This is a genomic window from Pseudomonas tremae, assembly GCF_023278125.1.
Classification (GTDB): domain Bacteria; phylum Pseudomonadota; class Gammaproteobacteria; order Pseudomonadales; family Pseudomonadaceae; genus Aquipseudomonas; species Aquipseudomonas tremae.
In genome coordinates this window covers 92378-114877 of record NZ_CP066270.1, presented here as the reverse complement: position 1 = coordinate 114877, position 22500 = coordinate 92378, and the positions used below count along the sequence as shown (strand labels likewise).

General features: G+C 60.3%; 18 protein-coding genes. 6 read left to right on the top strand and 12 right to left on the bottom strand.

Translation table 11 applies throughout. From position 1 onward, the window contains the following. Nucleotides 1-19 precede the first annotated feature (19 nt). Complete coding sequence (locus I9H09_RS00490; protein ID WP_054989353.1) at nt 20-391, top strand: hypothetical protein; 372 nt, start codon at nt 20-22, stop codon at nt 389-391. Nucleotides 392-397: 6 nt separating this feature from the next. Here the strand turns inward: I9H09_RS00490 and I9H09_RS00485 are convergent, their stop codons facing one another. Both I9H09_RS00485 and zigA read right to left on the bottom strand, forming a co-directional pair. Then, on the bottom strand, nt 398-1048 hold the full coding sequence (locus tag I9H09_RS00485; RefSeq protein WP_005895016.1) for a DUF1826 domain-containing protein: 651 nt from the start codon (nt 1046-1048) through the stop codon (nt 398-400). Further along, a complete protein-coding gene (gene zigA / locus I9H09_RS00480; RefSeq protein WP_005895012.1) occupies nt 1048-2259 on the bottom strand; it encodes a zinc metallochaperone GTPase ZigA in 1212 nt (403 codons plus the stop codon). Before zigA ends, I9H09_RS00485 begins: the two co-directional genes overlap by 1 nt. 140 nt (nt 2260-2399) lie before the next feature. Between zigA and I9H09_RS00475 the strand changes: the two genes are divergently transcribed. After that, nucleotides 2400-2777 (top strand): hypothetical protein, encoded by a 378-nt coding sequence (locus I9H09_RS00475; protein ID WP_024669542.1) that lies wholly within the window; start codon nt 2400-2402, stop codon nt 2775-2777. A gap of 5 nt (nt 2778-2782) precedes the next feature. Here the strand turns inward: I9H09_RS00475 and I9H09_RS00470 are convergent, their stop codons facing one another. Then, nucleotides 2783-4009: an N-acetylmuramoyl-L-alanine amidase gene (locus tag I9H09_RS00470; protein ID WP_024669543.1), complete on the bottom strand. Its 1227-nt coding sequence runs from the start codon at nt 4007-4009 to the stop codon at nt 2783-2785. Between the two features lie 199 nt (nt 4010-4208). After that, on the bottom strand, nt 4209-4730 hold the full coding sequence (locus I9H09_RS00465; RefSeq protein WP_024690214.1) for a DUF3617 domain-containing protein: 522 nt from the start codon (nt 4728-4730) through the stop codon (nt 4209-4211). Between the two features lie 170 nt (nt 4731-4900). On the opposite strand from I9H09_RS00465, the gene cls reads away from it, so the two are divergent. Beyond that, a complete protein-coding gene (cls, locus tag I9H09_RS00460; protein WP_024669545.1) occupies nt 4901-6340 on the top strand; it encodes a cardiolipin synthase in 1440 nt (479 codons plus the stop codon). A 24-nt stretch (nt 6341-6364) separates the two neighbouring features. Here the strand turns inward: cls and cfaB are convergent, their stop codons facing one another. From cfaB to hflK (I9H09_RS00435), 5 genes are all read right to left on the bottom strand, one after another. After that, on the bottom strand, nt 6365-7552 hold the full coding sequence (gene cfaB / locus I9H09_RS00455) for a C17 cyclopropane fatty acid synthase CfaB (protein WP_122347534.1): 1188 nt from the start codon (nt 7550-7552) through the stop codon (nt 6365-6367). Between the two features lie 275 nt (nt 7553-7827). Continuing rightward, nucleotides 7828-9753, bottom strand: a complete 1926-nt coding sequence (locus I9H09_RS00450) for a cation-translocating P-type ATPase (protein ID WP_236534598.1) — start codon at nt 9751-9753, stop codon at nt 7828-7830. Further along, on the bottom strand, nt 9750-10808 hold the full coding sequence (hflK, locus tag I9H09_RS00445) for a protease modulator HflK (RefSeq protein WP_005894985.1): 1059 nt from the start codon (nt 10806-10808) through the stop codon (nt 9750-9752). The genes I9H09_RS00450 and hflK (I9H09_RS00445) overlap by 4 nt, the downstream gene beginning before the upstream one ends. Further along, nucleotides 10805-11842 (bottom strand): protease modulator HflC, encoded by a 1038-nt coding sequence (gene hflC, locus I9H09_RS00440; RefSeq protein ID WP_122347017.1) that lies wholly within the window; start codon nt 11840-11842, stop codon nt 10805-10807. The genes hflK (I9H09_RS00445) and hflC overlap by 4 nt, the downstream gene beginning before the upstream one ends. A gap of 11 nt (nt 11843-11853) precedes the next feature. After that, nucleotides 11854-13800: a protease modulator HflK gene (gene hflK, locus I9H09_RS00435; protein ID WP_122347016.1), complete on the bottom strand. Its 1947-nt coding sequence runs from the start codon at nt 13798-13800 to the stop codon at nt 11854-11856. Between the two features lie 528 nt (nt 13801-14328). Between hflK (I9H09_RS00435) and I9H09_RS00430 the strand changes: the two genes are divergently transcribed. From I9H09_RS00430 to I9H09_RS00420, 3 genes are all read left to right on the top strand, one after another. After that, the gene (locus I9H09_RS00430) at nt 14329-15948 is read left to right on the top strand and encodes a glucan biosynthesis protein D (protein ID WP_005894975.1); all 1620 of its coding nucleotides are present in this window, start codon (nt 14329-14331) and stop codon (nt 15946-15948) included. Nucleotides 15949-16214: 266 nt separating this feature from the next. Then, on the top strand, nt 16215-17480 hold the full coding sequence (locus I9H09_RS00425; RefSeq protein WP_122355041.1) for a hypothetical protein: 1266 nt from the start codon (nt 16215-16217) through the stop codon (nt 17478-17480). Further along, a complete protein-coding gene (locus I9H09_RS00420) occupies nt 17480-19426 on the top strand; it encodes an acyltransferase family protein (protein ID WP_122346668.1) in 1947 nt (648 codons plus the stop codon). The genes I9H09_RS00425 and I9H09_RS00420 overlap by 1 nt, the downstream gene beginning before the upstream one ends. Nucleotides 19427-19430: 4 nt before the next feature. On the opposite strand, the gene I9H09_RS00415 is transcribed toward I9H09_RS00420, so the two are convergent. From I9H09_RS00415 to I9H09_RS00405, 3 genes are read right to left on the bottom strand one after another with little or no spacing between them, the layout of a single operon-like run. Next, nucleotides 19431-20069, bottom strand: a complete 639-nt coding sequence (locus tag I9H09_RS00415) for a response regulator transcription factor (RefSeq protein WP_053479794.1) — start codon at nt 20067-20069, stop codon at nt 19431-19433. Then, entirely contained in the window at nt 20069-21136 is a 1068-nt protein-coding gene (locus I9H09_RS00410; RefSeq protein WP_024669552.1) for a sensor histidine kinase, read from the bottom strand. The genes I9H09_RS00415 and I9H09_RS00410 overlap by 1 nt, the downstream gene beginning before the upstream one ends. 49 nt (nt 21137-21185) lie before the next feature. Then, nucleotides 21186-22490 (bottom strand): ABC transporter ATP-binding protein, encoded by a 1305-nt coding sequence (locus I9H09_RS00405; protein WP_024669553.1) that lies wholly within the window; start codon nt 22488-22490, stop codon nt 21186-21188. Between the last annotated feature and the right edge of the window lie 10 nt (nt 22491-22500).

Here is a 22500-nt window from a genome sequence, read left to right as displayed (position 1 = left end):
AGAGCAAGGGAAGGTTACGATGCAAGTAATACGGCGGGCTGTTCGCCTGGCTCTTATGCTGCTGGCGATGTCTTCAGGCCAGGCGTGGGCGCAAGCCTGCCTGGTACACAGCCAGGCAGAACGGCTCGACATCAAAGTTTGCCAGGAAAATATCAATATCCCGGCCAACCTGTTCAAAGACAGCTTCTGCCAGCCACAACTGGCCGGGCAGAAGACTGAGACGACCTACTCTGCGCAGTGCCCGAGCGGTGCGTTCGGCATCTGCCGCAATGCGCAGGTCGCCAACATGCCTTACCGCGAGAACATTCACTATTACGGCGTCGCCAGTGATTCGCTGTACCTCAAACCCTTTTGCGAAGGCCAGAGCAAAGGCCAGTGGGTAACGCCGTAAAGCGCCTTATGCCAGCCAGTCAAGGGTCAGAATAAGCCTGCGCTCGTTATTCGCCAGCGGCGGCGAACGGTGGATAAGACCGAAGCCTTCATTGCCATGCCAGCGCTCACCCTTGAGCAGCGCCACGTCGCCGCTGCCCACCTGCTGGATGATGGCGGCATCGTTCGGCTCGGCTTCAGGACGACCGAGCTGCGTGCGGTCCATCACATCCTCGTGCAGCCACTGACTGCCCACACCGCCATAGGTGGTAATCAGGCGCACCGGCACATGATCGACATGGAAGCGCGGGCACATGGCCTTGTCGAGCACCCTGAGACGCAGCCCGACGCACTCGGCCCCCAACAGGCAGGCATAGGCGCTCACCAGCCAGGAAACGTCAGCGATGAAGCCCTGATAGCCATGCAGGTCGGCATATCCCGGTGCAAGCATGCTCAGATTCGGCTCGACGTCGCCGCCCTTCACCTCAAGGGTCATTGATTCGGCAAGCGGCTCGTTCATCGACAGCAGCAAGGCGCTGAAGTCCTCGATGTGCGCAGGCAGGCGGCGTTGCCAGACCGCAAGATTGACATCGTTCTCCAATACCTCGCTCAACACGCCGGGCGTATCGCCCTGAACCTGACGCACGGATGACTGAAAGTTCAGAAGAGGCGCGAGCATCAGGCAGCCACCTCTTCCATGTGCCACGACCCGAACGGATCCTCCAGCTGGCTCCAGGACTCGACGCTATCTGCCATTTCGGCGTCGCTGAGCAGGCACCCGTCCAGCTCGGAGGTCAGCAGCGCAAAATCAATGTTTTGCCCGATGAACACCAGCTCCTGACGGCAGTCTCCGGTTTCGGCGGACCAGTTTTCAAGAATCGAAGCAACGCTTTCCTTGTCCTGAGGCCAACTGTCACGGCCCACAAAGCGCCACCAGCGCCCGGCAAAACCATGCCGCATCAGCCCGCCCGCCTGTGACCAGCTGCCCGCGTCCTTGTATTTGCTGGCCAGCCAGAAGAACCCTTTGGAGCGCAGCAGTTTGCCGTTGGTCCATGGGCGATTGATGAAATCGAAGAAGCGTTGCGGATGAAAGGGGCGACGAGCGCGATAAGCCGTCGAGGCGATACCGTACTCCTCGGTTTCCGCTACGTGCTCACCACGCATTTCCTTCAGCCAGCCCGGGGCCTGGGAAGCACGCTCGAAGTTGAAACGCCCGGTATTGAGGATCTTCGTCAGAGGCACCTGACCCATGACCATCGGTACAATTTCGGCATCGGGATTCAGGCGTTTCAGAATCGCCATCAACTCCTCACGCTCGCTGGAGCTGATCAGGTCGATTTTGCTGAGCAGAAGCACATCGGCAAACTCGATCTGCTCGATCAGCAGGTCGGTAATCGAGCGGTCGTCGTCCTCGCCAAGAGTTTCACCTCGCGAGGCAAGGCCTTCTGCAGCCTCGTAATCAAGCAGGAAGTTCACTCCGTCGACCACGGTGACCATCGTGTCCAGCCGCGCCAGGTCGGTAAGACTCTGGCCGGCTTCGTCGCGGAAGGTGAAGGTTTCCGCGACGGGCAGCGGCTCGGAAATGCCGGTGGACTCGATCAATAAGTAGTCAAAACGACCGTCCTGAGCGAGTCTGCTGACCTCCTCAAGCAGGTCCTCGCGCAAGGTGCAGCAGATGCAGCCATTGCTCATCTCGATCAGTTTTTCTTCTGCGCGGTTCAGGCTGACATCACGCTGAACTTCGCTGCCATCAATGTTGATCTCGCTCATGTCATTGACGATGACGGCCACGCGCAGATTTTCACGATTGCGCAGTATGTAATTCAGTAAAGTGCTTTTACCGGCACCGAGAAAACCGGAAAGAACGGTCACAGGAAGGCGGTTGGGCATCAGGATTCTCCAGGCGGTGCAAGGCTCGGGCCTTGTTCATGTCGGCTGCAACGAACCCCTGAAGCAACCGACTCTAATCACTTTGCGATGTTATAGTATAACAACACAAAATAGCTATCAGCCTTGATGACGGGTTTTTCATGAAAGAACTGGCAATGGGCTTGATCATGCTTGTGACACTGAGCAGTACAGCTGCGATGGCGGCTGCCCCCGACCTCGCACGCTGTACGCGCAGCGCAACGGTGCTGGCCTGCCACGACGCGCTGGGCAACAGCTACAGCGTGGTGACAGCCGGGTCGACAACCTGGTTGAGGGGCTACGAGCGGATAGACAACCGCCGCTGGGCTCAGACCAATAGCCGCTATGGGCAACTGACGTTTTTTACCGGGCTGGCCTCGAATGGCGAAGCCTGGGTCGGCACCGTGCAGCGTGTGGGCTGGACGACGATCACGCGGGTATCTAGCTCAAGCGGCACGCGCAGCAAAATCACCTGCAGCCGGTTGAACGGCTGCCGCTGATAAAATCAGGCTTGCTGTTCGCGCTTCTGCGCCTGCACCCAGGCCATGTGCGAATCCACAGGCGGGTTGCGCTGGAAGTAACGTTGCAGCCCCTCGAACAACCCGTCGGCAACGGCTTGCTGATGGCGCGCTGTGACAAGGCGCTGGCTGTCGCGGCTGTTGGAGATGAACCCGGTCTCGACCAGAATCGACGGCACGTCAGGCGACTTGAGCACCGCAAAGCCTGCTTGCTCGACGCGTTTCTGGTGCAGCGTGGTGATGCCTTCCAGGCTGCCCAGAACGGTATGGCCCAGTTGCAGACTGGCAGCGATGGTAGCGTTCATCGACATATCGAGAATGACCCCCGCCAGCATCGGGTCTTTGTCCTTGAGGTTGAGCAGCGAAGACGCCCCCAGCAAGTCTGCGCCGTTCTCGCGCTGCGCCATGAAGCGCGCCGTCGCCGACGTTGCTCCGCCTTCGGACAAGGCAAACACCGAAGCCCCCGAAGCAGTAAGACGAGGCGCAGCGTCAGCATGCACCGAGATGAACATGTCGGCGTTGGATTTATGCGCGAACTCGACGCGCTTGCGCAGCGGCACGAAGAAATCATCGTTGCGCACCAGGCGCACATCGAAGCCCTTCTCGCGTTTCAGGCGTCTAGCCAGCAACTGAGCGATGGACAGCACGACATCTTTCTCGCGTTCGCCACGAGAACCGACTGCGCCAGGGTCCTTGCCGCCATGACCGGCGTCGACCACGACCATGATGTCGCGGCCGGTGTGCGCCTTGCTGCTCTGAATCGGAACCGGCACGGGTGGCGGCAATTCGGCCATCTGTACGGGGGCGCGCGCGGTGGAACTCATGTCCAGCACCAACCGATGACCCTGCGCACCTTCCGGGCCGAGCAGGAAGCTGTTGAGCTGCACAGGAGCGGTCAGGTCCAGAACAATGCGCGTGTCATCGCCTGTACCGTAGTGCCCAGAGCGAATCGATTTGATAACTGTGCGATCTAGCGCTAACTGACTGAAGTCGCCGGTCAGCCGAGAACCGCTGACATCAATGATCAGCCGGTCGGGTGCAGTCAGCGTGAAAGTCTTGTATTGCACGGGGCCGCTGAGGTCGAGTACCAGCCGCAGCTTGTCGTTGGTACGCCACAGGCGTGCATTGCTGATTTGCGTGGCATAGGCGCCCAACGGCAGCGTCAGGGCGGCGCTGGCCAGCAGCATATTGAGCAATACTTGGCGTCGGTGCATGGAATGTCTCAAAGAGCAAATCGAGCATCCCGGCTCACGAAGGGTTCATCCACATTATTAGTAACAATATAACATGCAGTTACGCGTGAAAGATGAAGCCCTTCATGAAGATTCCGTCATGAAACACAGGTAGATAACGACAAAATCTCATCGTTTTCATGAACTGTGTTCCACGTGGAACATAACTCTATGAATTTGATCAGGTACGCGGCGCAACGTTGCCACATTGCGGGCCTAGCCAGACCGCACGGGTGTCCATGCTGCCGTTCTGTTGCTGGCCAGTCGCATTGAAAGTACCGACCACTTTGGTCGTGAACTCACGGTCGCTAAGGAACTGCGCTTGCCCTGTACCTTGCGCTTTAGGACACGAGAACTGGAAATTCCAGGTCTTGCCGTTGCGAGCGGTGATCTTCTGCGTGCAGCCTGAAGCAGGATCGGTCAGCGGAATGTCATCCGACTGCACCTGAGCTTGAGTCAGGCAGGCACGCACGCCTTTACCGCCGAGCGTGACACCCTGCTTTTTCATCATCTGTTCCATCATGGCGCGCTGCTCAGGTGGCAGGTTCTGCAACTGCCCCAGCATCAATTGCATGTCCGGCAATTGTTGGCCATCCACCTTCATATTGCTCGAGGTCAGTTCCCACAGGCCAGGCTGCAGCATTTGCGCCTGAGCCAACGGGGTCGCCAGGCAAAACATCCAAGCCAACATGCGTTTGTTCATTTCAAGTTTCCTGATCAGGCATTTGCAAGTGCGGACAAGGCCGGAGCAAACCAGCCGAAAGATAAGCCTTAGACGACACAAGCGTCGTCCAGTTGCACGGCTAATAAAATAGCGACATTCCCGCCCAGCTGTGGTCTTTTAGGCGATCAAGGCGAGGAGCATTGTTCCACATGGATTATCACGACCCGTATTTTTTCGGTTATGTCATTGGCTTCATACACCTGCTGGGCACAATCGCCGCCATTCATGCCTTGTTGACCGTACGCACCTCCCAAGGCGCGATTGCCTGGGCGATGCCGTTGCTGTTCATTCCCTACTTCACTTTGCTGCCCTATCTGATATTCGGACGCAGTTCATTCGACGCTTACATCAAGGCGCGCCGTGAGGCCAACAAAGAGATGCGTGCAGCTATCGGCAATCTCAATTGGCGGCCGTGGATCGAAGAAGCCGTGGCAGCGCGTCGGTCAGATGCCTACGAGAAGCTGCGCGCGATGCCCAAGCTGGGGAACATGCCTGCGTTGGCCAACAACAAGGTCAGGTTGTTGATCAATGGCGAAGAAACCTTCGAAGCGATTTTTCAGGCGATCCGCGAGGCGAAACAGACCATTCTGATCCAGTTCTTCATCATTCATGACGACAAGCTCGGTCGGCAATTGCAAACACTGTTGCTTGAAAAGGCTGCCCAGGGCGTGGCGATCTTTGTGCTGTATGACCGCATCGGCAGCCATGCGCTGCCGTGGTCCTATATCGAGAAGTTGCGCAACGGCGGCGTACAGGTCAAGGCATTCGCCACGCGCAGTGGCTGGCTTAACCGTTTCCAGATCAACTTCCGTAATCACCGCAAGATAGTGGTTGTGGATGGCCTCAAGGGCTATATGGGCGGGCACAACGTCGGCGACGAGTACATGGGCTTGAAACCGCCGCTGGCACCGTGGCGAGATACTCATGTGGAAGCCATCGGGCCGGTGGTCGCCTGTCTGCAGGAATCCTTTGCCGAAGACTGGTTCTGGGCCACCCGTGAGTTGCCGCCACTGAGCCTGCCCGACGAATTTCCCGAAGATGGCGTACTCTGCCAGTTGCTGACCACAGGCCCGGCAGACCCGCAGGAAACCTGTTCGTTGTTCTTCGTCGAAGCTATCCACGCTGCCGAAGAGCGCGTGTGGATCACCAGCCCCTATTTCATCCCCGATGAAGCGGTTACAGCAGCGCTGACCCTCGCGGTACTGCGCGGCGTCGACGTGCGACTACTGCTGCCTTCGCGCCCTGACCATTACGTGGTTTACGCGGCCTCCAGCCTTTACGCGTTCGATGCCGTGCGTGCAGGCGTCAGAGTATTCCGCTACGGCCCGGGTTTTCTGCATCAGAAGGTGGTACTGGTGGATAACGAAATCACCGCCATCGGCAGTGCCAACCTCGACAACCGCTCGTTCCGCCTCAACTTCGAACTGATGCTGTTGACCGTGGACAGCGACTTCTCCAGTCAGGTCGAGGCCATGCTCGTCGCCGACTTTGCCGTGGCGCGGGAAATATCCTTGCAGGAAAGCCACGAAACCCGACGCCTGCACCAGCTTGGCATGCGCGTGGCGAGGCTCATTTCGCCGATCTTGTGAGGTGCCTGAAGCCCGCGTTGCAGGTCAGCGATAAATGTCCTCGCGCGTCAGAGGAAGCCCCGTAGACCCATCGGCGAAAGGTTTCACGGCAAGTATCTGATGCAGGTTGATCCAGCCTTTGGTGAAGCCGTAGGCACACCCCGCCAGGTAAAGACGCCAGATGCGCAGGGTATGTGCGGGAACGATGTCAGCGGCTTCACTGAGCCGCTCTTCAAGACGCGCGCTCCAGTGCTCCAGCGTCTTGGCATAGTGCGGACGCAGACTCTCGACGTCGACCACTTCCAGCCCGGCGTCGCTGATGTGGGCAGTCATCATCGCCAGGTGCGGCAGCTCGCCGTTGGGGAACACGTAGCGGTCAATGAACTCTCCTGCACCGCGCCCCACCGGGCGGCCATCGGTATGCAGTGCAGTGATACCGTGATTCATCACCAGCCCGCCCGCCTTTACCGCGCCGAACAGGCATTGCGTGTACAGCGACAGGTTGGCGTGCCCGACATGCTCGAACATCCCGACACTGACGACCTTGTCGAAGCGCGCGTCCTGCGGCAGATCGCGGTAATCAAGCAGTTGCAGATCAACCTGATCCTGCAGCCCTTCGGCACACACTCTCTCGCGGGCAAGCGCAAGCTGCTGCTGACTGAGGGTGATACCGAACACCTTCACACCGTATTCGCGAGCGGCAAACCGTGCCAGCCCGCCCCAGCCACAGCCGACGTCCAGCAAGTGCTCGCCTGGTTTGAGGCGCAGCTTGCGGCACAGATGATGGAATTTGTCCAGCTGCGCCTGTTCCAGAGACTCACTGCCGGTCTTGAAATACGCGCAGGAATAGACCATCTCCCGGTCAAGCCAGAGCTGATAGAAGTCGTTGGACACGTCGTAATGGTAGGCGATCGACGCAGCATCGGTGTCCTTGTCATGGCAAACCCGTGACGGAGAACCGTCGCTGTCGTCATCCTCTACCAGCGCGTGCGTCAGCTCATCGCAAACGCGCACGACTTCGCTGATCGAGCCTTCGAGTTCCAGACGTCCTTCGACAAATGCGCTGCCCAGCAAGCCCAGGCTGGGGTGCGTGAAATCGGCCACCAATTGCGGATCCTTTATCACGATGGTGACGCTGGGCGCAGGGCCGAGATCCATCTGATAGCCGTCCCACAGCTTGAGCCGCAACGGTAAATGCAGGTTTTGAAAAGCCGTTGGAAGTTGCGTATGCATTCAAAATCACCCCTTTATCCAGAAACTCAAAAAAGAGTAATCCAGCGAGACCCCTGCTAAAGGGCCAGTAAAGGCTATCGGCGACGGCATAACTGCGATGAATCGACTTCGGGGGAACAGCCTTGTGCCCACTGATTCGAGCCGGGTAACAGCCTGAATTCGGATCACGCATTGAAGACTAGCGCTTAATTTGTAACAGAACGCTTCAAAGCTCAAGCCATTTTCAAACCTGATCAGGTTCGTCGGCTAGAGCCTTGGCACAGCGCATAACATGCTTAAAGCTTGAGCAGAGGCTCCTGAAAGCGCAGCAAACGCCCGGCATTGCCTAACACCAGCAGCGTGCTGAGATTGTGCAGGATAGCCGCGACCATGGCGCCTGCTGCGCCAAGCAGACCAAAGGCCGCCAGCGCTACGATCGCCAGGGTCCAGCCCAGGCCAATGATGACGTTGACCTGCAATGTTTGGCGGCACTGGCGGCTCAGTCGCACACATGTGCCCAGTCGACGCAGATCGCTGCCGATCAGCACGATGTCGGCAGAGGCCAGGGCGATGTCCGCCCCGCCCGCCCCCATCGCAACGCCCACCACACCCGCCTTGAGGGCCAACGAATCGTTGACGCCGTCGCCCACTACCATCGGCCGGAAACCACTGGCAATTTCGCCCATGACGCGGTTGAGCTTATCTTCAGGCAGCGCCTGCGCCTGAACATCAGCGATGCCGATTTCCCGAGCCAGGCTGTCGGCCACGCTCTGCCGGTCGCCGGTCAACAGCAATTGCCTTCCCATTCCCAGTTCGCGCAACTCGAGCAAGGCAGCTTGTGCTTCCGGTTTGACGCTGTCGGCCAGCAGCAGCCAGGCCAGAAATACACCGTCCAGAGACAGCCCGGCCAACGGGCCGTCATGGGCCGGTACAGCAGGCGTGGCAATGCCGAGCTGTTCGAAAAGCTCGGGCCGGCCCAAGGCGGCTTCGCCATGCTCGGTTGATGCCACGACACCCAGCCCTTGGCGTTCACGAGTATCGGTCAGCGGCAGCAATTGATGGTTATCCACAAGCCCGGACAATGCACGGCTGACCGGGTGGCTGCTGGCCGAACCCAGGCTCGCCGCCAACTCCAGCAATTGGGGATGTTCCGGACCTTCTGCCTGCACCGTTTGCAGCCGCAGACGCCCGAATGTCAGCGTGCCGGTCTTGTCCACTACCAGCGAGGTCAGGTCCGCCAGCTCTTCGAGAAACGCCGAGCTGCGGATCAGAATCCCGTGGCGCGCCGCCACGGCAATGCCGGCGATGGCAGTGGCTGGCGCCGAGAGCACCAGCGCACATGGACAGGCAGCCACCAGCACCGCCAGCATTGCCTGCGCATCCTGGGTGATGAACCATGTCAGCGCTGCAATCAGCAACACCAGCACCATGTAGCTGCCTGCGTAGCGCTCCAGAAGGCGGGTGATCGGTGGCTTGGAGCGTTCGGCGCTTTGCATCAGCGCAATCACCTTGCCCAGCGTGGACTGATCGCCGATACGAGTCACTTCGATGCGCAGCAGGCCATCCAGGTTGATCGCGCCACCAAACACCTCGACGCCGATACTCGCTTCCAGCGGCACCGACTCGCCGGTAATGGATGACGTATCGAGGCTCGCTTGCCCGGACAGCACCCGACCATCCGCCGGTACCCGGTCGCCTGCACGCACCTCAACCTGATCGCCGGCCTTGAGTGTGGAGTTATCGACCTCGTGAATGCTGCCATCGGCATCCAGCAAACGCGCTTGGCTGCGTGTCAGGCGGCCCAGCGCCTCAATGGCTTCCTGAGAGCCGATCACGCTGCGCTCTTCCAGCACATGCCCGAAGATCATGATAATCGGCAGCAACGCAGCGGTCATCAGGTCACCCGTGGCCCAGGCGCCCAGCATGGCCAGTGCGATAAGTTGATCGGTGATGCCATGCAGGCTCGGATGCCGCAAGCTGTGCCAGCCCGCGCTGATCACCGGGATCGCTACCAGCAGCGAGGCTGCGCCCAGCAGCAGTTGGCTGACGCCGGTCTGCTCCGGGGAGAAAAAGCGCCAGATCAGCCCAAGGCCCAGCAAGCCCAACGCCAGCATCGCCAGAGTCAGTTGCCTGGCAGCGCTCCGCTGCTCCGCGCTGCTCAACAGGCTGCCGGGCGCCTCGACTGTGGCGGCGTCATGGGTGTGAACGGCTTCGCCACTCATTGCGGTGCTCCCTGGATGATCAGGCGGGAATCGTCTTTGGGGTCGACGGTGGTGACCGAACCGGCCTGGCGCAGAATGCCCGGCACGCGTTCTCGGTACAGTCGCTGCATCAGGCCAGGATCGCTGCCGCTTCGCGCCGACTCCGACAGACTGGCTACGGTAGCAGTGTCGGCCTGAGCCTTGGCCAGCCTCTCCGACGCCTGGGCGTGCGCCACTTGCAGGGTCCGGTCAGCCTGCTGGTTGGCGTTCTGGGTCAGTTTCTCGGCGTCCGTGCGCGCGTTAGCCACGGCCTGATCGGCCTGCTGACTGGCTGTCAGTACGGCATTGAACGCATTGACCGCCGAGGTGGGCAGGCTCGACTGCACATCGACCCGTGCAACCTCGATGCCGATGCCCATGCCGGTCGCATCAAGCTCTGCCAGACGCTGGTTGATGCCGCGCACCAGATCACCGCGCAGCCGTTCTCGGCGTTCGGCGGCTTTACTGTCGGCGCTGATCAGCTCGGGCCGGGCCACCAGAATGGTGTCCAGGTCGCGCGCGGCAGTCAGCGCCACGGCGCTGCGATTGACCAGCCGGTCCAGCGCAGGCAACACATGGTCACCCTGCAGAACGAAGGACCTGGGGTCGATCACTTTATAGAACACGGTCACATCCAGTTGCACGACGCCTGCGTCGCCAGTCAGCAAAAAACCCGAGCCTGCCAATGCATCGCTCATGGGCGCCGACAAGGTCGCGATCTCATCGGCTTTCAAGGCCGCAGGCGAGCGCAGCAAGGTTTCTACCCGGCGCTCTATCACTCGATCAGCCGACGGCAGCAGCACCACCTGCTCAAACGGTTGCGGCCAGGCAGTCAGCAAGCCTGCGTTCTGAACCCGCTCGAGCGCGCCGAAACGCATCACCACCGCACGGTTCTGCGGGTCGATTTCGCGCACGTTTGACGTCATCCAGCCAAGCGCTGCCAGCAGGGTAACGCCGTATAGCCCGATGAACGCCAGACGACTGGCCTGCAACCAAGGGCTGTTAACAGGCGGCCGTTGCGCCACAGGCTCGCTCATGGCTGCGTTCCGCTCTTGCCGTCCAGCGTCGGCGGGCCATCCACCAGCACCCGGAACGGCGCGGCGTCGGTGCGCAGAATCAGGCGCGTACCTGGCGTCACGATAGTGCCCAGTGTGTCCAGCGAGCGCAGCAGGTTGTACAGCTGCGGTGAGCCAGCGTAGGCACGACCGTAGATCTGCGCCGCCTCGACCCGGGACTGCGCCTCGATATCGGCGGCCTTGACCGTCGCATCCGCTTCGACAATGCGCGCATCACGCTCGGCTGCCGAGCGTATCTGGGCCGCCTCGCGCTTGCCCACTGCGGTGCGCTCGGTGGCGATGGTTTCCCGCTCGGCGCGCATGCGGTCCACGGTGGCGTTGAGTGTTACCGATGGCAATGTAAGTCGCTCGACGCCCACTTGCAGCACGCGCACGCCATAGGTTGCCAGCAGTTGCTGATCGATCTGCTGACGCAGCTGGTTTTCAAAGGCTGTGATGTTCACTTTGCTGGCGTCGGTATTGACCAGGCTGGACAGGTCGAAGCTGCTCGCAGTGGTCTCCAGCGCAGAGCCGACGAAGGTACGGATTTGCCGCGCGGCCTCGTCAGGCTGGTTCTGTACTGCGCGCATGAAACGCTGCACGTTGGCCGCATCGCCTTGCACCTGCCAGGCCACATAGGCCTGAACGATGATGCGCAAGCCGTCGCGGGTGCCGACATCCTGCAAGCCGCTGGAGGTGGTGCGTAGCCGCAGATCCACCGGGATGGTCGCTTCGAACGGCGCAGGCCAGCGCCAGTTCAAACCTGGCTTGAGCAGCACGCGCGACGGGTTGCCGAAACGCGTCACCACCGTGGCCTCCCCCGAGCGCACCTGTACCAGGCTGGCCGCCGCGACGGCGAATGCAATCAGCAGCGCCGCCAGACTTGCCCGTCGCCACGGGAAGCTCGCCGGACCGGCAGCGTGATGATGGTGGTGGTGATGCCCATGACCACCATGCCCATGTGTGTCGTGGCTTTCGTGGTCACTGTGATCGTGATGATGATGAAACAGACTCAAGGGACGACTCCTTACTGAACGGCTTTACGCGGCGCCGTTGGGTCTGCCGGTGGGGTGAAAGATCGCAGGTCGATGGTCGGCGCGTTATCGCCGCCCAGACGGTGGTCGAGTATCAGCAGTTTGGCATTGCCCAGCCCTTCGGTAAGCTGCGCCAAGTATTGCTCGAGCAGAAACGCCTGCCCTGCCTTGGCGTAAGCCTGCCGCTCGGCACTGAAGCGCAGGTCCGCCCCTTGTGCCGTGGCCATCACTTCGCGGGCAGCGCCAGTGGCCTGGTCGCGGGCGACACTGGCGTTGAGCTGGGCCTGATTAGCCTTGTCGCTGGCAGCCCCGCGCTCGCGGGCAATCAATGCCTGCGCGCCGATCTGCGCGGCCTGCACAGCATGGTAGGCATTGGCCGCGCCGGCTGGCGGATGGATCGCTTCGACCACCGTGGCGAGCAACTCGACGCCGCTGTCCAAGCGCTTCAGGTCAGCCTGCACTGCCTTGCCGATATCGTCGGCCAGGCCGCTGCGCTGCTCGCCAAGCAGCTCGTCTAGCGTGCGCGACGCGAAGTCATGTACCAGCACGCGGCTGGCCGTGCTGCGGATAAGGGCCGGGATATCAGCGCTGTTGTAGGTCGAGGCCATCGCTGCCGAGTCCGTCAGGCCGATGCGATAGACGAAGCGTACATCCATATTGACGATTTGAAAGCTTTGCTTGTCGCCGGCACTGCTGGCAATGACCTGGGATTTTTCATTGATGTGGCTGGCATCCCACAGACGGTTGGCGCTGTTCGGCGGCGGGCCTTCGGCAGGGTCCAGTATCTGCTCGGCAGCGTCGGCTGCGGAAACACTGGTCGCCAGCTCATGAATCACGCCGTTCTCCACCGCCAGAACACGCCCGAATGGCCAAGGCAGACCTGCATGCAGCCCAGGGCCGAAGACCTCGACCGGTTTGCCGAAACGCTCGTAGATGCCTCGTCCCTGCATGGGTATTTCATGCACGCCACTCAACGCCCAGCCCAACGCAGCCACCACCGCCAGCACCGGCATAAAGGCGCGGCGCATGTAGGTGAAGGCCCAGATCTGGCGCAGATCAATGCCAAAACGATTGTGCAGTTCGTGCTGCAAGGCCATCAGCGGGCGCGGTGGCCAGCGCAGCAGGTCAGCGATAAAGCTGCTGGCCAGCAGACGCGGCTCGACGCGAGGGTTGCGCGGGCTGAAGACCGACAAGCCCGCGCGCAGCAGCAACTCGAGTGCGACACCCATCGGCAGCAGGCCGATCAAAACGGCCAGACGCACAGGCCAGACCCTGTCGGCACTGGAGAAAAACAGGCACAGCGCACCGATCAGCATCACCGCAATGGTCATGCGGACCAGTTGCGCCAGCGGCCCTGCTTCCGGTGACTGGCCATCGGGCTCGCTGCTCAATTGACGCTCGATGACCAGCAACCCGAATGCAAGCAGCAGCATCACACTACCGGCCAGGCTGCTCGTCGCCGAGAGGTCCGTGCCGAGCAACACCAGATTCCAGAAGGTACGGATAACGATCAATGCCAGCACAGCCCAACCGGCCAGCCACAGAGTCGATGCACCGATGTGCCTGATCAGCGACTCTCCCGAGTCACTGAGTCGGGTCAGCAGACGCTCGTACCAGCCGCTTTCATCCAGGGTCGCGGGTGTTTCGAAAAGCACTCCAGCGTCGAAAGCGCCCAATGCACGAGCGCGCCACAATGCGACGTGTTTCGCAGATTGCAGGCCAGCGGTCAGTAGCAGCAGCGCTGCCGACACGTTGCCGAGCACGGCCATCCACAGGGAGCCAGGGGAAAACAGGTCGATGGAAAACGCCAGCAACAGCCCGAAGGCGCCTGCCCCGCCGGTCAGGTACATCAGCCGTCCAAAACGCTTGACCTGCTGCATCGCCATTTGAAACCGCGGCAGACCTTCCAGGCCTGCATGCTCATCCAGATCAACCCGCATCAACTACCCCGGAACCCGCTGATTATTGCCCTGTGACAGACCCATGCATTGGCATGAGAATGCCTGCGCATCATAGCGTTACGATATAACACGCAGAGTGAAACTTTCGTCAGGACTATTAGCTGAACGAATGCGATATAGCCGCAGCGCACTGTCTGAAACTTGTCCCAAAGAGCCCGGCAGCACCCTTTTCGACCACCCGTGCGCCACTAAAATCGTTGCTGAATATTGCTTGGCGGAATGAATTGTTGATGGTGGTGTAAGTACCTCGGCGGTCGGACAGTTATACACGGCTGGTCTGGAGGCCTTGAGCTACGTGGCGATGGGCGATTCCGGTGGGCCTTGATATCGTCTTCTTTTGCAGCGTAGCACCGTAATCATTGCGCATGATCGGCATTTTTTTTTGGCCGATTTCCGAACCGTATCTCGTCTTTGTTATCTGTTGTGGGTAGTTTGCGTTCGGCAAGGAGTCGTTGGCGCGCCATTTTTTGTGCAGGACGCACAGAATTACTCAGAGGCTTCACCCTTATGAATCGCAGAAATCTCCTGAAAGCGTCCATGGCGTTGGCCGCTTACAGCAGCGTGTCGGCTTCAGGGCTTTTCGCCGCTCGAGCGTTAGCCGCAGCGGCCGATGGCGAGATCGAGCATTTCGATTTTGCAGAGCTGCAAGCTCATGCCAAGAAGCTCGCGAGTAAAGGCTATGTGAGCAACAAGCAAGTCCTGCCACCGGTGTTGGCGAACATGACGCCGCTGCAATTCAATGCCATTCGCTACGACCCGAACCACTCGCTGTGGAAAGACGTCAACGGTCAGCTGGACGTGCATTTTTTCCACGTCGGCATGGGCTTCAAGACGCCGGTGCGGATGTACAGCGTAGACCCGAAAAACAAACAGGCGCGGGAAGTGCATTTCCGCCATGACCTGTTCAATTACGAAAGCAGCGGCATCGACAAGAATCTGGTCAAGGGCGACCTGGGTTTTGCCGGCTTCAAATTGTTCAAGGCGCCAGAAATCGCCATCAACGATGTCGTCTCGTTCCTCGGCGCCAGCTACTTTCGGGCTGTGGACAGCAACAAGCAGTACGGGCTGTCGGCACGCGGTCTGGCAATCGACAGCTACGCCAAGCGTCAGGAAGAATTTCCCGACTTCACCAAGTTCTGGTTTGAAACCCCGGACAAGAATGCGACCCGCTTTGTGGTGTACGCGCTGCTCGACTCACCCAGCGCGACCGGTGCCTACCGTTTCGACATCGACTGCCAGGCCGGTCAGGTGGTCATGGAAATCGACGCACACGTCAACGCCCGTACCGATATCCTCCAACTGGGCATCTCGCCGATGACCAGCATGTTCAGCTGCGGCACTCACGAGCGCCGCATGTGCGACACCATCCACCCGCAGATTCACGACTCGGATCGTCTGTCCATGTGGCGCGGCAACGGCGAGTGGATCTGCCGTCCGTTGAACAACCCGGTCAAACCGCAATTCAGCGCATTTTCAGACACGGACCCGAAAGGTTTCGGTCTGGTGCAGAGCGATCACGAGTTTTCCAGCTACCAGGACACCGTGGTCTGGTACAGCCGCCGTCCAAGCCTGTGGGTCGAACCCATTACGGCGTGGGGTGAAGGCGAAGTCAGCCTTCTGGAACTGCCGACCACCGGTGAGACGATGGATAACATCGTGGTGTTCTGGACCCCAAAGACGCCAGTCAAGGCCGGGGACTCGATGAACTATGGCTACAAGCTGTTCTGGAGCCCATTGCCACCGGTCAGCACCCCATTGGCTCAGGTCCACGCTACGCGCTCGGGCATGGGCGGTTTCCTGGAAGGCTGGGCACCGGGCGAGCACTACCCGACCACTTGGGCACGTCGCTTTGCAGTGGACTTCAATGGTGGCGGTCTGGATCGTCTGCCGGAAGGCACAGGCATCGAGCCTATTGTCACGGTCACTCACGGTAAGGTTCAGGACTTCAATATCCTTGTGTTGCCGGACATCAAAGGCTATCGCGTCACCTTTGACTGGGTACCGGACAGCGATTCGGTCGAGCCGGTTGAAATGCGCATGTTCATCCGCACCGCAGACCGCACGCTGAGCGAGACCTGGTTGTATCAGTACTTCCCGCCAGCACCTGACAAGCGCAAGTACCCTTGATGCGCTGAGTATTCACACCCGAAATAGCGGGGCGCAGGGTCCGACACCTCTCGCCCCGCGCTCTGCGCTCCGTTACGCACAAATCCTGACTAATTAGTTGACAGTTTCCCGAACTGCGACTGATATACGTCGTGTCACGCCGTTGCGAGCATTCGCTCCAGACTTGTACCACCTCCTCAAAGCTCAGCCCTGTCGGCGCGCTCCGCAGCGTCGGGCGGTAGCTTTGTCTGCGCAATCCCCCTGATGCATTTCAGAAGGCACTCAGCATGGCGTTCAACCCTGTGAGCCGCGCCGACGCGCGCGCGTCGATCATGTCCTTTGATAAGTCGACGGTAATGGTGTGGGTCGCCATCAGCCTGATTCTGGTCGAGACTTTCTCCGGAGCCTTGCGCTTCTACTTCGATCAGGCCGGCACAGGCCCCCTGCTCTACTTGCCAAAGGCAGCCTGCATTCTGCTGGCTGTGCTTGAACTACGCACGTTCAAGGCCGGGCCGCTGTTCTGGACGTTTGTGGTCCTGTGGCTGATCTCGGGCCTGCTGGCCATGCTGCATCGCGCCAGCGTTCACAACCTGGCGTTCAGCTTATTCGCCCTAAGCCCTTTGCTGTTTGGCCTTGTCTGCGGGAAACACCTGTTGCACCGTCGCAAGCTGTTTTGCCAGGCCATCGTGTTCTGCCTGCTGGCGTCCTTGCTGGGGATTGCGCTGGACAGGTTTCTCTCGGTGCCATGGAAGGGTTACAGCTACAACGTCGGCGGAACCGAACTGAGCGCCAACACCACATGGAGCGCTGACGAATCGGACCGCCTCGCAGGCTTTGCCAGAGTGTCCAACGTGCTGTCGATCATGATCGCTTTTTACACGTTGTACCTGTTCATGTTCCTGCGCTCGCGCCTGCTCATGGCAATGCTGGGCGCCGTAGCGCTTTACGCCATCGTGATGACCACCAGCAAAGCCCCCGCCGCCGCATTCGCCGCCACCATCGGCCTGTTGATGATCCAGCGGATGAGCTGGACCTGTCGGGTTATCGGTGTGGCGGCGGTGTTTGTCGGTTTGCTGCTGCCAACGCTGGGGCTGGTGTTGAACCTTGATGCGTACGAGGTCAGCAACGGCAGCTCGATGGCCTCGCTGTATGACCGGCAGATCAACACGTGGCCCAATCTGATTGATGCCATGCGCCGTGAAGGCTGGATGATCACGGGAGCAGGCTTCGGCATGGTCGGCAGCACCATGGGGATATTTCCGGTCGAAGGCGCAGGGATCTTTCTCGGCATGGACAGTTCCGCCCTGTACCTGTGGACGATGCTGGGTGTACTCGGGCTACTGCTGTATGCGCTGCAGATTCCGTTGTTTTTCAGGTTGATCGACGATAAGACCCGCGTCGGCCGAATGCTGCTGACGGTCGTTTTTTGCTGGTGCCTGATCAGCTGGACTACCGACATGTTCGAGGTCGCGGTCGCAAACCTGTTTGCTGGCCTGGCCATCGGTTATGCAATCACTGCCAGAACACCGGCACCCGCCCTTGGCAGCCAGTGATGAATCGCCAAGGCGACTGCAGCACAGTCGCGCCAGCCCCTGCCGCTCCTCCGACATCCGGCGTACCCACGGCCTTCCGAAAAGACATCAACGGACTGCGTGCCATAGCGGTGGTTGCCGTAGTGCTGTTCCACTTCCACCCCGCCTGGCTGCCGGGCGGTTTTGCGGGGGTAGATGTTTTTTTCGTTATCTCGGGGTATCTGATCACCGGGATCATCATGCGCGGGCTGAAAAACGGCACATTCAGGCTGGTGACGTTTTACGCTTCCAGGGCCAGACGCATCGTTCCGGCACTGGCGGTGTTGTGTTTCTGCCTCTTGCTGCTGGGCTGGTTTTATCTGCTGCCACTGGACTACAGCGCGCTGGGCAGCCATGTGGCGAGCAGCCTGGGGTTCGTTTCCAATTTCGTCTACTGGCGCGAGGCTGGTTACTTCACCGCCAGCGCCCATGAAAAATGGTTGCTGCACACGTGGTCGCTGTCGGTCGAATGGCAGTTTTACCTGCTCTACCCGATTACGCTGCTGCTCCTCAGCCGCGTCGTTGCGCTGCACAACCTGCGCTGGTGGGTGCTTGGTGGATGCATGACCGGTTTTGGTTTGTGCATCGTGGCCTCGTGGCAAGCGCCAGAAGCTGCGTTTTACCTGCTGCCGGCTCGCGCGTGGGAACTGCTGTCGGGTGGCGTGGCGTGTGTGTTTCCGTTTCAGTTAAGGGCGCTGCAGCAGCGGGCTCTGGAAGCGCTAGGGCTGGCAATGATAGTGGCCGGCTTCTTTCTGCTCTCGGTGCAGGACACCTGGCCGGGGTATCTGGTGGCGCTGCCGGTGCTGGGGACTTTTGCGGTGATCACGGCGGCACGCAATGACTCGTCGCTGACCGGCAATCCGCTGTCGCAGTGGTTGGGCAAACTGTCGTATTCGCTGTATCTCTGGCACTGGCCGGTGGTGGTGTGGATGAGCTACGCCGGCTGGCTGGGCGAAATGCGTACGGTATTGCCGGGCATGCTGCTGGCGCTGACACTGGGCCTGGTCTCGTGGCGACTGATCGAACAGCCTGTCAGCAAGCCTGCGCGCGTCGGCCGCTGGAAATTTGCCTCGCTGACCGCTCTGGTTTTCGTCGCAGGCGCGCTGGTGAGCATGAACCGAGGCGTGATAACGCCGCTGCGTGCAATCAGTGTTTCGGACAAAGCGCTGTTTATCGAAGAATACGTCGATCGCCAGCACCACCTGTATGAACCCTATTGGCTGAAGTGCGACGCCTTTTCCGCCATGACCCAGCGCGGGCAGACCGGGATCGACGAGGCCTGCACGCATCAGCAGGGCGCAGGCGGAGTATTCCTGTGGGGCGACTCCCACGCGCAGGCGCTGTCGCTTGGGCTGCGCACGTTACTGGCGCGCAATACGCCGTTCTATCAGGTGGCATCGGCCAGTTGCCTGCCTGATCTGCTCGACCACGCCGGACGGGCATCGGCTACCAGCCGGGCCTGTGACTACTCCAACAGAACGGCCCTGCAAAGTATTGAGAGGCTGCGTCCGGATACCGTGGTCATTGCGCAGAAAGACGGCCACGACAAGACTGACTGGCGCCGCATAGCAATTCGACTCAAAGGCTTTGGCGTCAGACATGTTGTGCTGATCGGCCCGCTGCCACAGTGGAACCAATCGCTGCCAAGTGTCATCGTCAACCGCCATTGGGGGCTGACCGAGCCGTATATCAACGACCCGGCACTGGACCGCAGCATCATGGCAACCGATCAGACCGTCCGCCAGCTGGCTGCTTCGGCAGGCATCCGCTTCGTCTCGCTGATCGACAAACTGTGCATTGCCGATGCCTGTCGGGTGCGCCCGGAAGACAGCAGCTCGCTTTTGCAGATCGACTCGGGGCACCTGAGCGCTGAAGGCTCGCTGTACGTCGTGCGCAACTACGTGCTGCCGCAGTTGATGAACCCGTAGAGGCTCAGTGAAGCTCTTTGAGACGCTCGGCAAACTTGACCAGATCAGCCAGCGAGTCAGCTTCCATCTTGCGCATGACCGAGCCGCGTCGGACCTTGACGGTGATCTCACTGACATTCAGTCGAGCGGCAATCTGTTTGTTCAACAGGCCGCTGACCACAAGGTCCATCACCTGCTTCTCACCCTGATTGAGGCTGAGATAACGGCGCTGCAATTCGCTTTCGACTGCGTCGTTCTGGCGGCGATTGCGGTCCTGAGCCAGCCCTTGCTGGATGGCATCCAGCAAGTCCTGCTCGCGAAAGGGCTTGGTCAGAAACTCCACGGCTCCGGCTTTCATCGCCCTCACCGACATGGGAATGTCGCCGTGCCCGGTGATAAAGATGACAGGCAGGAAGATACCTGACCTGGCCATATGCTCCTGAAAGTCGAGGCCGCTCATGCCAGGCATGCGGATGTCCAAAATCAGGCAGCCCGGCGCATCAGGGCGCGAAGCCTCCATGAACTCCCGTGTCGAGCCGAACAGCAGGCTGCGCAAACCCACCGAGGCCAGCAGGTCTTCCAGTGAAGAGCGCACCGAAAGGTCATCATCGATAACGTAGATGATCGGCTCGGCGGCCTGCGGGTCTGCGGTGGGTGTCATCATCAGGTTTCCATCTTTCCAGTGGGCAGCGTGAAGTGAAACGTAGCACCCATTGTCGGGTTGGGTGTGACCCAGATACGCCCGCCGTGGGCCTCGATGATCGACCGGCTGATCGCCAGGCCGATCCCCATGCCTTCCTCCTTGGTGGTGTAGAACGCATCAAACAGCTGATGAACGTGTTCCGGCGGCACGCCGACGCCATTGTCATGCACCGAAAATCCGATATCGCCGCCCTCGCGCCAATCCACCCGAACCTCCAGTTGCGCCTGATCCGGCGCGACCTTTTTCATCGCATCCACACCGTTGAGCATCAGGTTCAGCAGCACCTGCTGGATCTGCACCCGGTCAGCCAGCAACGGCGGCAGGCCTTCCGGAACCTCGACCGTCAGCGCGACGCCCTGCCCGTCTATCTCGCTGTGCGCCAGGGCCACGATTTCAGCCACGGTGTCAGCCACGCTGATCCACTCTTTGTGCGTCGAGGAGCGCTTTGCCAGGGCGCGCACCCGCACGATGATATCGCCGGCACGATTCGCATCACTCATCATGCGCTCGACCGCCTGACGTGCCTTGTCCAGATTGACCGGCTCGGCGGCCAGCCAGCGCTGGCAGGCATTGCCGCTGATGACGATGGCGGACAGCGGTTGATTGACCTCATGGGCGATGGACGCCGTAAGCTCGCCCAACTGATTGACTCGGGCAATCCGGGCCAGTTGTGAGCGCGCTTCATGAACTGTGCTGATCGCCCGGGCCATGCGCAATGCCAGCCAGGTCGTGATGGCGATGGCGGACAGACTGATAACGCAATTGATCAGCCCGGATGCCTCGCTGCCCCTGGAGGTGGTCATCTCGTAACTGACCACCGTCAGCACCATGCACACCACCGCGACAGCAATAACGCCCCTGACCGGCAACAGCCTGACAGCCAGCAGCACCACCGCGATCTGGAATACCCCCACGGCGATCTCCAGATCGGTCAACGTGTCGGCAATCGCAATGACCAGCGCCAACGCCAGCAAAGCGACCCACCTGACTGCCATCGCAGCCGTGCTGCAGGATTGCGGCTCGTCCATCTGCACCATCTCGCTCTTCAAAAGGCCCGCAGAGTATGTCGTACAAACCTCACGACGGGTTATCCAGACTGAACTGATCGGCCAGTTCGTCGTAGGCAAAAAGCTCGGCGTAACGGCCCCATTGAGTCACCGCGTTCAGGGTCTGCATGGCATCGCTTTCAGACATGAAATCTTCCAGCTGATCGCGAAAACGCCGCGCGGGTGCCGTGTGCGTAGGGCGATCATCCAGCACCCGTCGAATGTGCGCCACCAGTGGCACGAAACTCAGCAAATGCTGAGCGAACAGTTGCTTGCGTTCATCCACGTCGGCCAGTGCGTAGCGATTCGCCGCAGGCAACAGACGGATGTCTCCGCCTTTCAGCTCGGCAAAGCGCAACAGTTGCAGCACCTCGGCAATCGGAAACAATTCGTCGGCGTTGTAATGCAGCGCGCTGGCCAGCTCCGGCAGGTCAGCCTTGAGGCTGTAAGGCGGCGCATGGATCGCTTCAATCAGACCCGCCAGCGCATTAGTCGAGACCTGTGGCAAGACCATACCCAGACCAGTGCCGGGGAATACACCCTGACGGATTTCGCTTGCGTCGTTGTCCTGCGTCATCAGTACATAGATTTCTTCGACCAGCGCCCGGAAGATCGGGTCCTGGCGATTGCGCGGCTGCGGCAGGTCGACCTTGATCTCGCTGATGACTCGCCCCGGATTGGAGGAGAACAGCAGGATGCGGTCACACATCAGCACAGCCTCGGCAATGTTGTGCGTCACCATCAGGATCGACTTGATGGGCATGCGCCCTTCGCTCCACATGTCCAGCAGATCGGTGCGCAGGGTCTCGGCGGTTAGCACGTCGAGCGCGGAAAAAGGCTCGTCCATCAGCAGCACGTCAGGGTCGATCACCAGCGCCCGTGCCATGCCCACTCGCTGGCGCATGCCCCCGGAAAGCTCCTTGGGGTAGGCGCTCTCGAATCCGTCCAGGCCGATCAGGTCGATAGCTGCCAGCGCGCGCTTGCGCCGGACAGCCGCGGGCACACGCTGCGCTTCAAGCCCGACTTCGACGTTTTCCAGCACGGTCAGCCAAGGAAACAGAGCGAAACTCTGGAACACCATGCCCACTGACATAGCCCGCCCTTGCGCCCGGCGAGGGAAGTTGACTTCGCCCTCGGTCGGCACCACCAGCCCGGCAATGGAGCGCAGCAGCGTGGACTTGCCAGAGCCCGACCGGCCCAGCAGACCGACGATTTCGTTCTCGTTAAGTTGCAGTGTTACGTCTTCCAGCACCAGGCGCTCTTTGCTGCCTGTGCCGTACACGTGTCGGACTTTCTGAACATCAACCAGGCAACGCGTTTCGACAGCCATCATGATGGCGCCCTCC

Bases quoted from the DNA above. Each gene is read 5' to 3' on its own strand.
- I9H09_RS00490 (WP_054989353.1), top strand. From the start codon at position 20: ATGCAAGTAATACGGCGGGCTGTTCGCCTGGCTCTTATGCTGCTGGCG.
- I9H09_RS00485 (WP_005895016.1), bottom strand. From the start codon at position 1,048: ATGCTCGCGCCTCTTCTGAACTTTCAGTCATCCGTGCGTCAGGTTCAG.
- zigA (WP_005895012.1), bottom strand. From the start codon at position 2,259: ATGCCCAACCGCCTTCCTGTGACCGTTCTTTCCGGTTTTCTCGGTGCC.
- I9H09_RS00475 (WP_024669542.1), top strand. From the start codon at position 2,400: ATGAAAGAACTGGCAATGGGCTTGATCATGCTTGTGACACTGAGCAGT.
- I9H09_RS00470 (WP_024669543.1), bottom strand. From the start codon at position 4,009: ATGCACCGACGCCAAGTATTGCTCAATATGCTGCTGGCCAGCGCCGCC.
- I9H09_RS00465 (WP_024690214.1), bottom strand. From the start codon at position 4,730: ATGAACAAACGCATGTTGGCTTGGATGTTTTGCCTGGCGACCCCGTTG.
- cls (WP_024669545.1), top strand. From the start codon at position 4,901: ATGGATTATCACGACCCGTATTTTTTCGGTTATGTCATTGGCTTCATA.
- cfaB (WP_122347534.1), bottom strand. From the start codon at position 7,552: ATGCATACGCAACTTCCAACGGCTTTTCAAAACCTGCATTTACCGTTG.
- I9H09_RS00450 (WP_236534598.1), bottom strand. From the start codon at position 9,753: ATGAGTGGCGAAGCCGTTCACACCCATGACGCCGCCACAGTCGAGGCG.
- hflK (WP_005894985.1), bottom strand. From the start codon at position 10,808: ATGAGCGAGCCTGTGGCGCAACGGCCGCCTGTTAACAGCCCTTGGTTG.
- hflK (WP_122347016.1), bottom strand. From the start codon at position 13,800: ATGCGGGTTGATCTGGATGAGCATGCAGGCCTGGAAGGTCTGCCGCGG.
- I9H09_RS00430 (WP_005894975.1), top strand. From the start codon at position 14,329: ATGAATCGCAGAAATCTCCTGAAAGCGTCCATGGCGTTGGCCGCTTAC.
- I9H09_RS00425 (WP_122355041.1), top strand. From the start codon at position 16,215: ATGGCGTTCAACCCTGTGAGCCGCGCCGACGCGCGCGCGTCGATCATG.
- I9H09_RS00420 (WP_122346668.1), top strand. From the start codon at position 17,480: ATGAATCGCCAAGGCGACTGCAGCACAGTCGCGCCAGCCCCTGCCGCT.
- I9H09_RS00415 (WP_053479794.1), bottom strand. From the start codon at position 20,069: ATGATGACACCCACCGCAGACCCGCAGGCCGCCGAGCCGATCATCTAC.
- I9H09_RS00410 (WP_024669552.1), bottom strand. From the start codon at position 21,136: ATGGACGAGCCGCAATCCTGCAGCACGGCTGCGATGGCAGTCAGGTGG.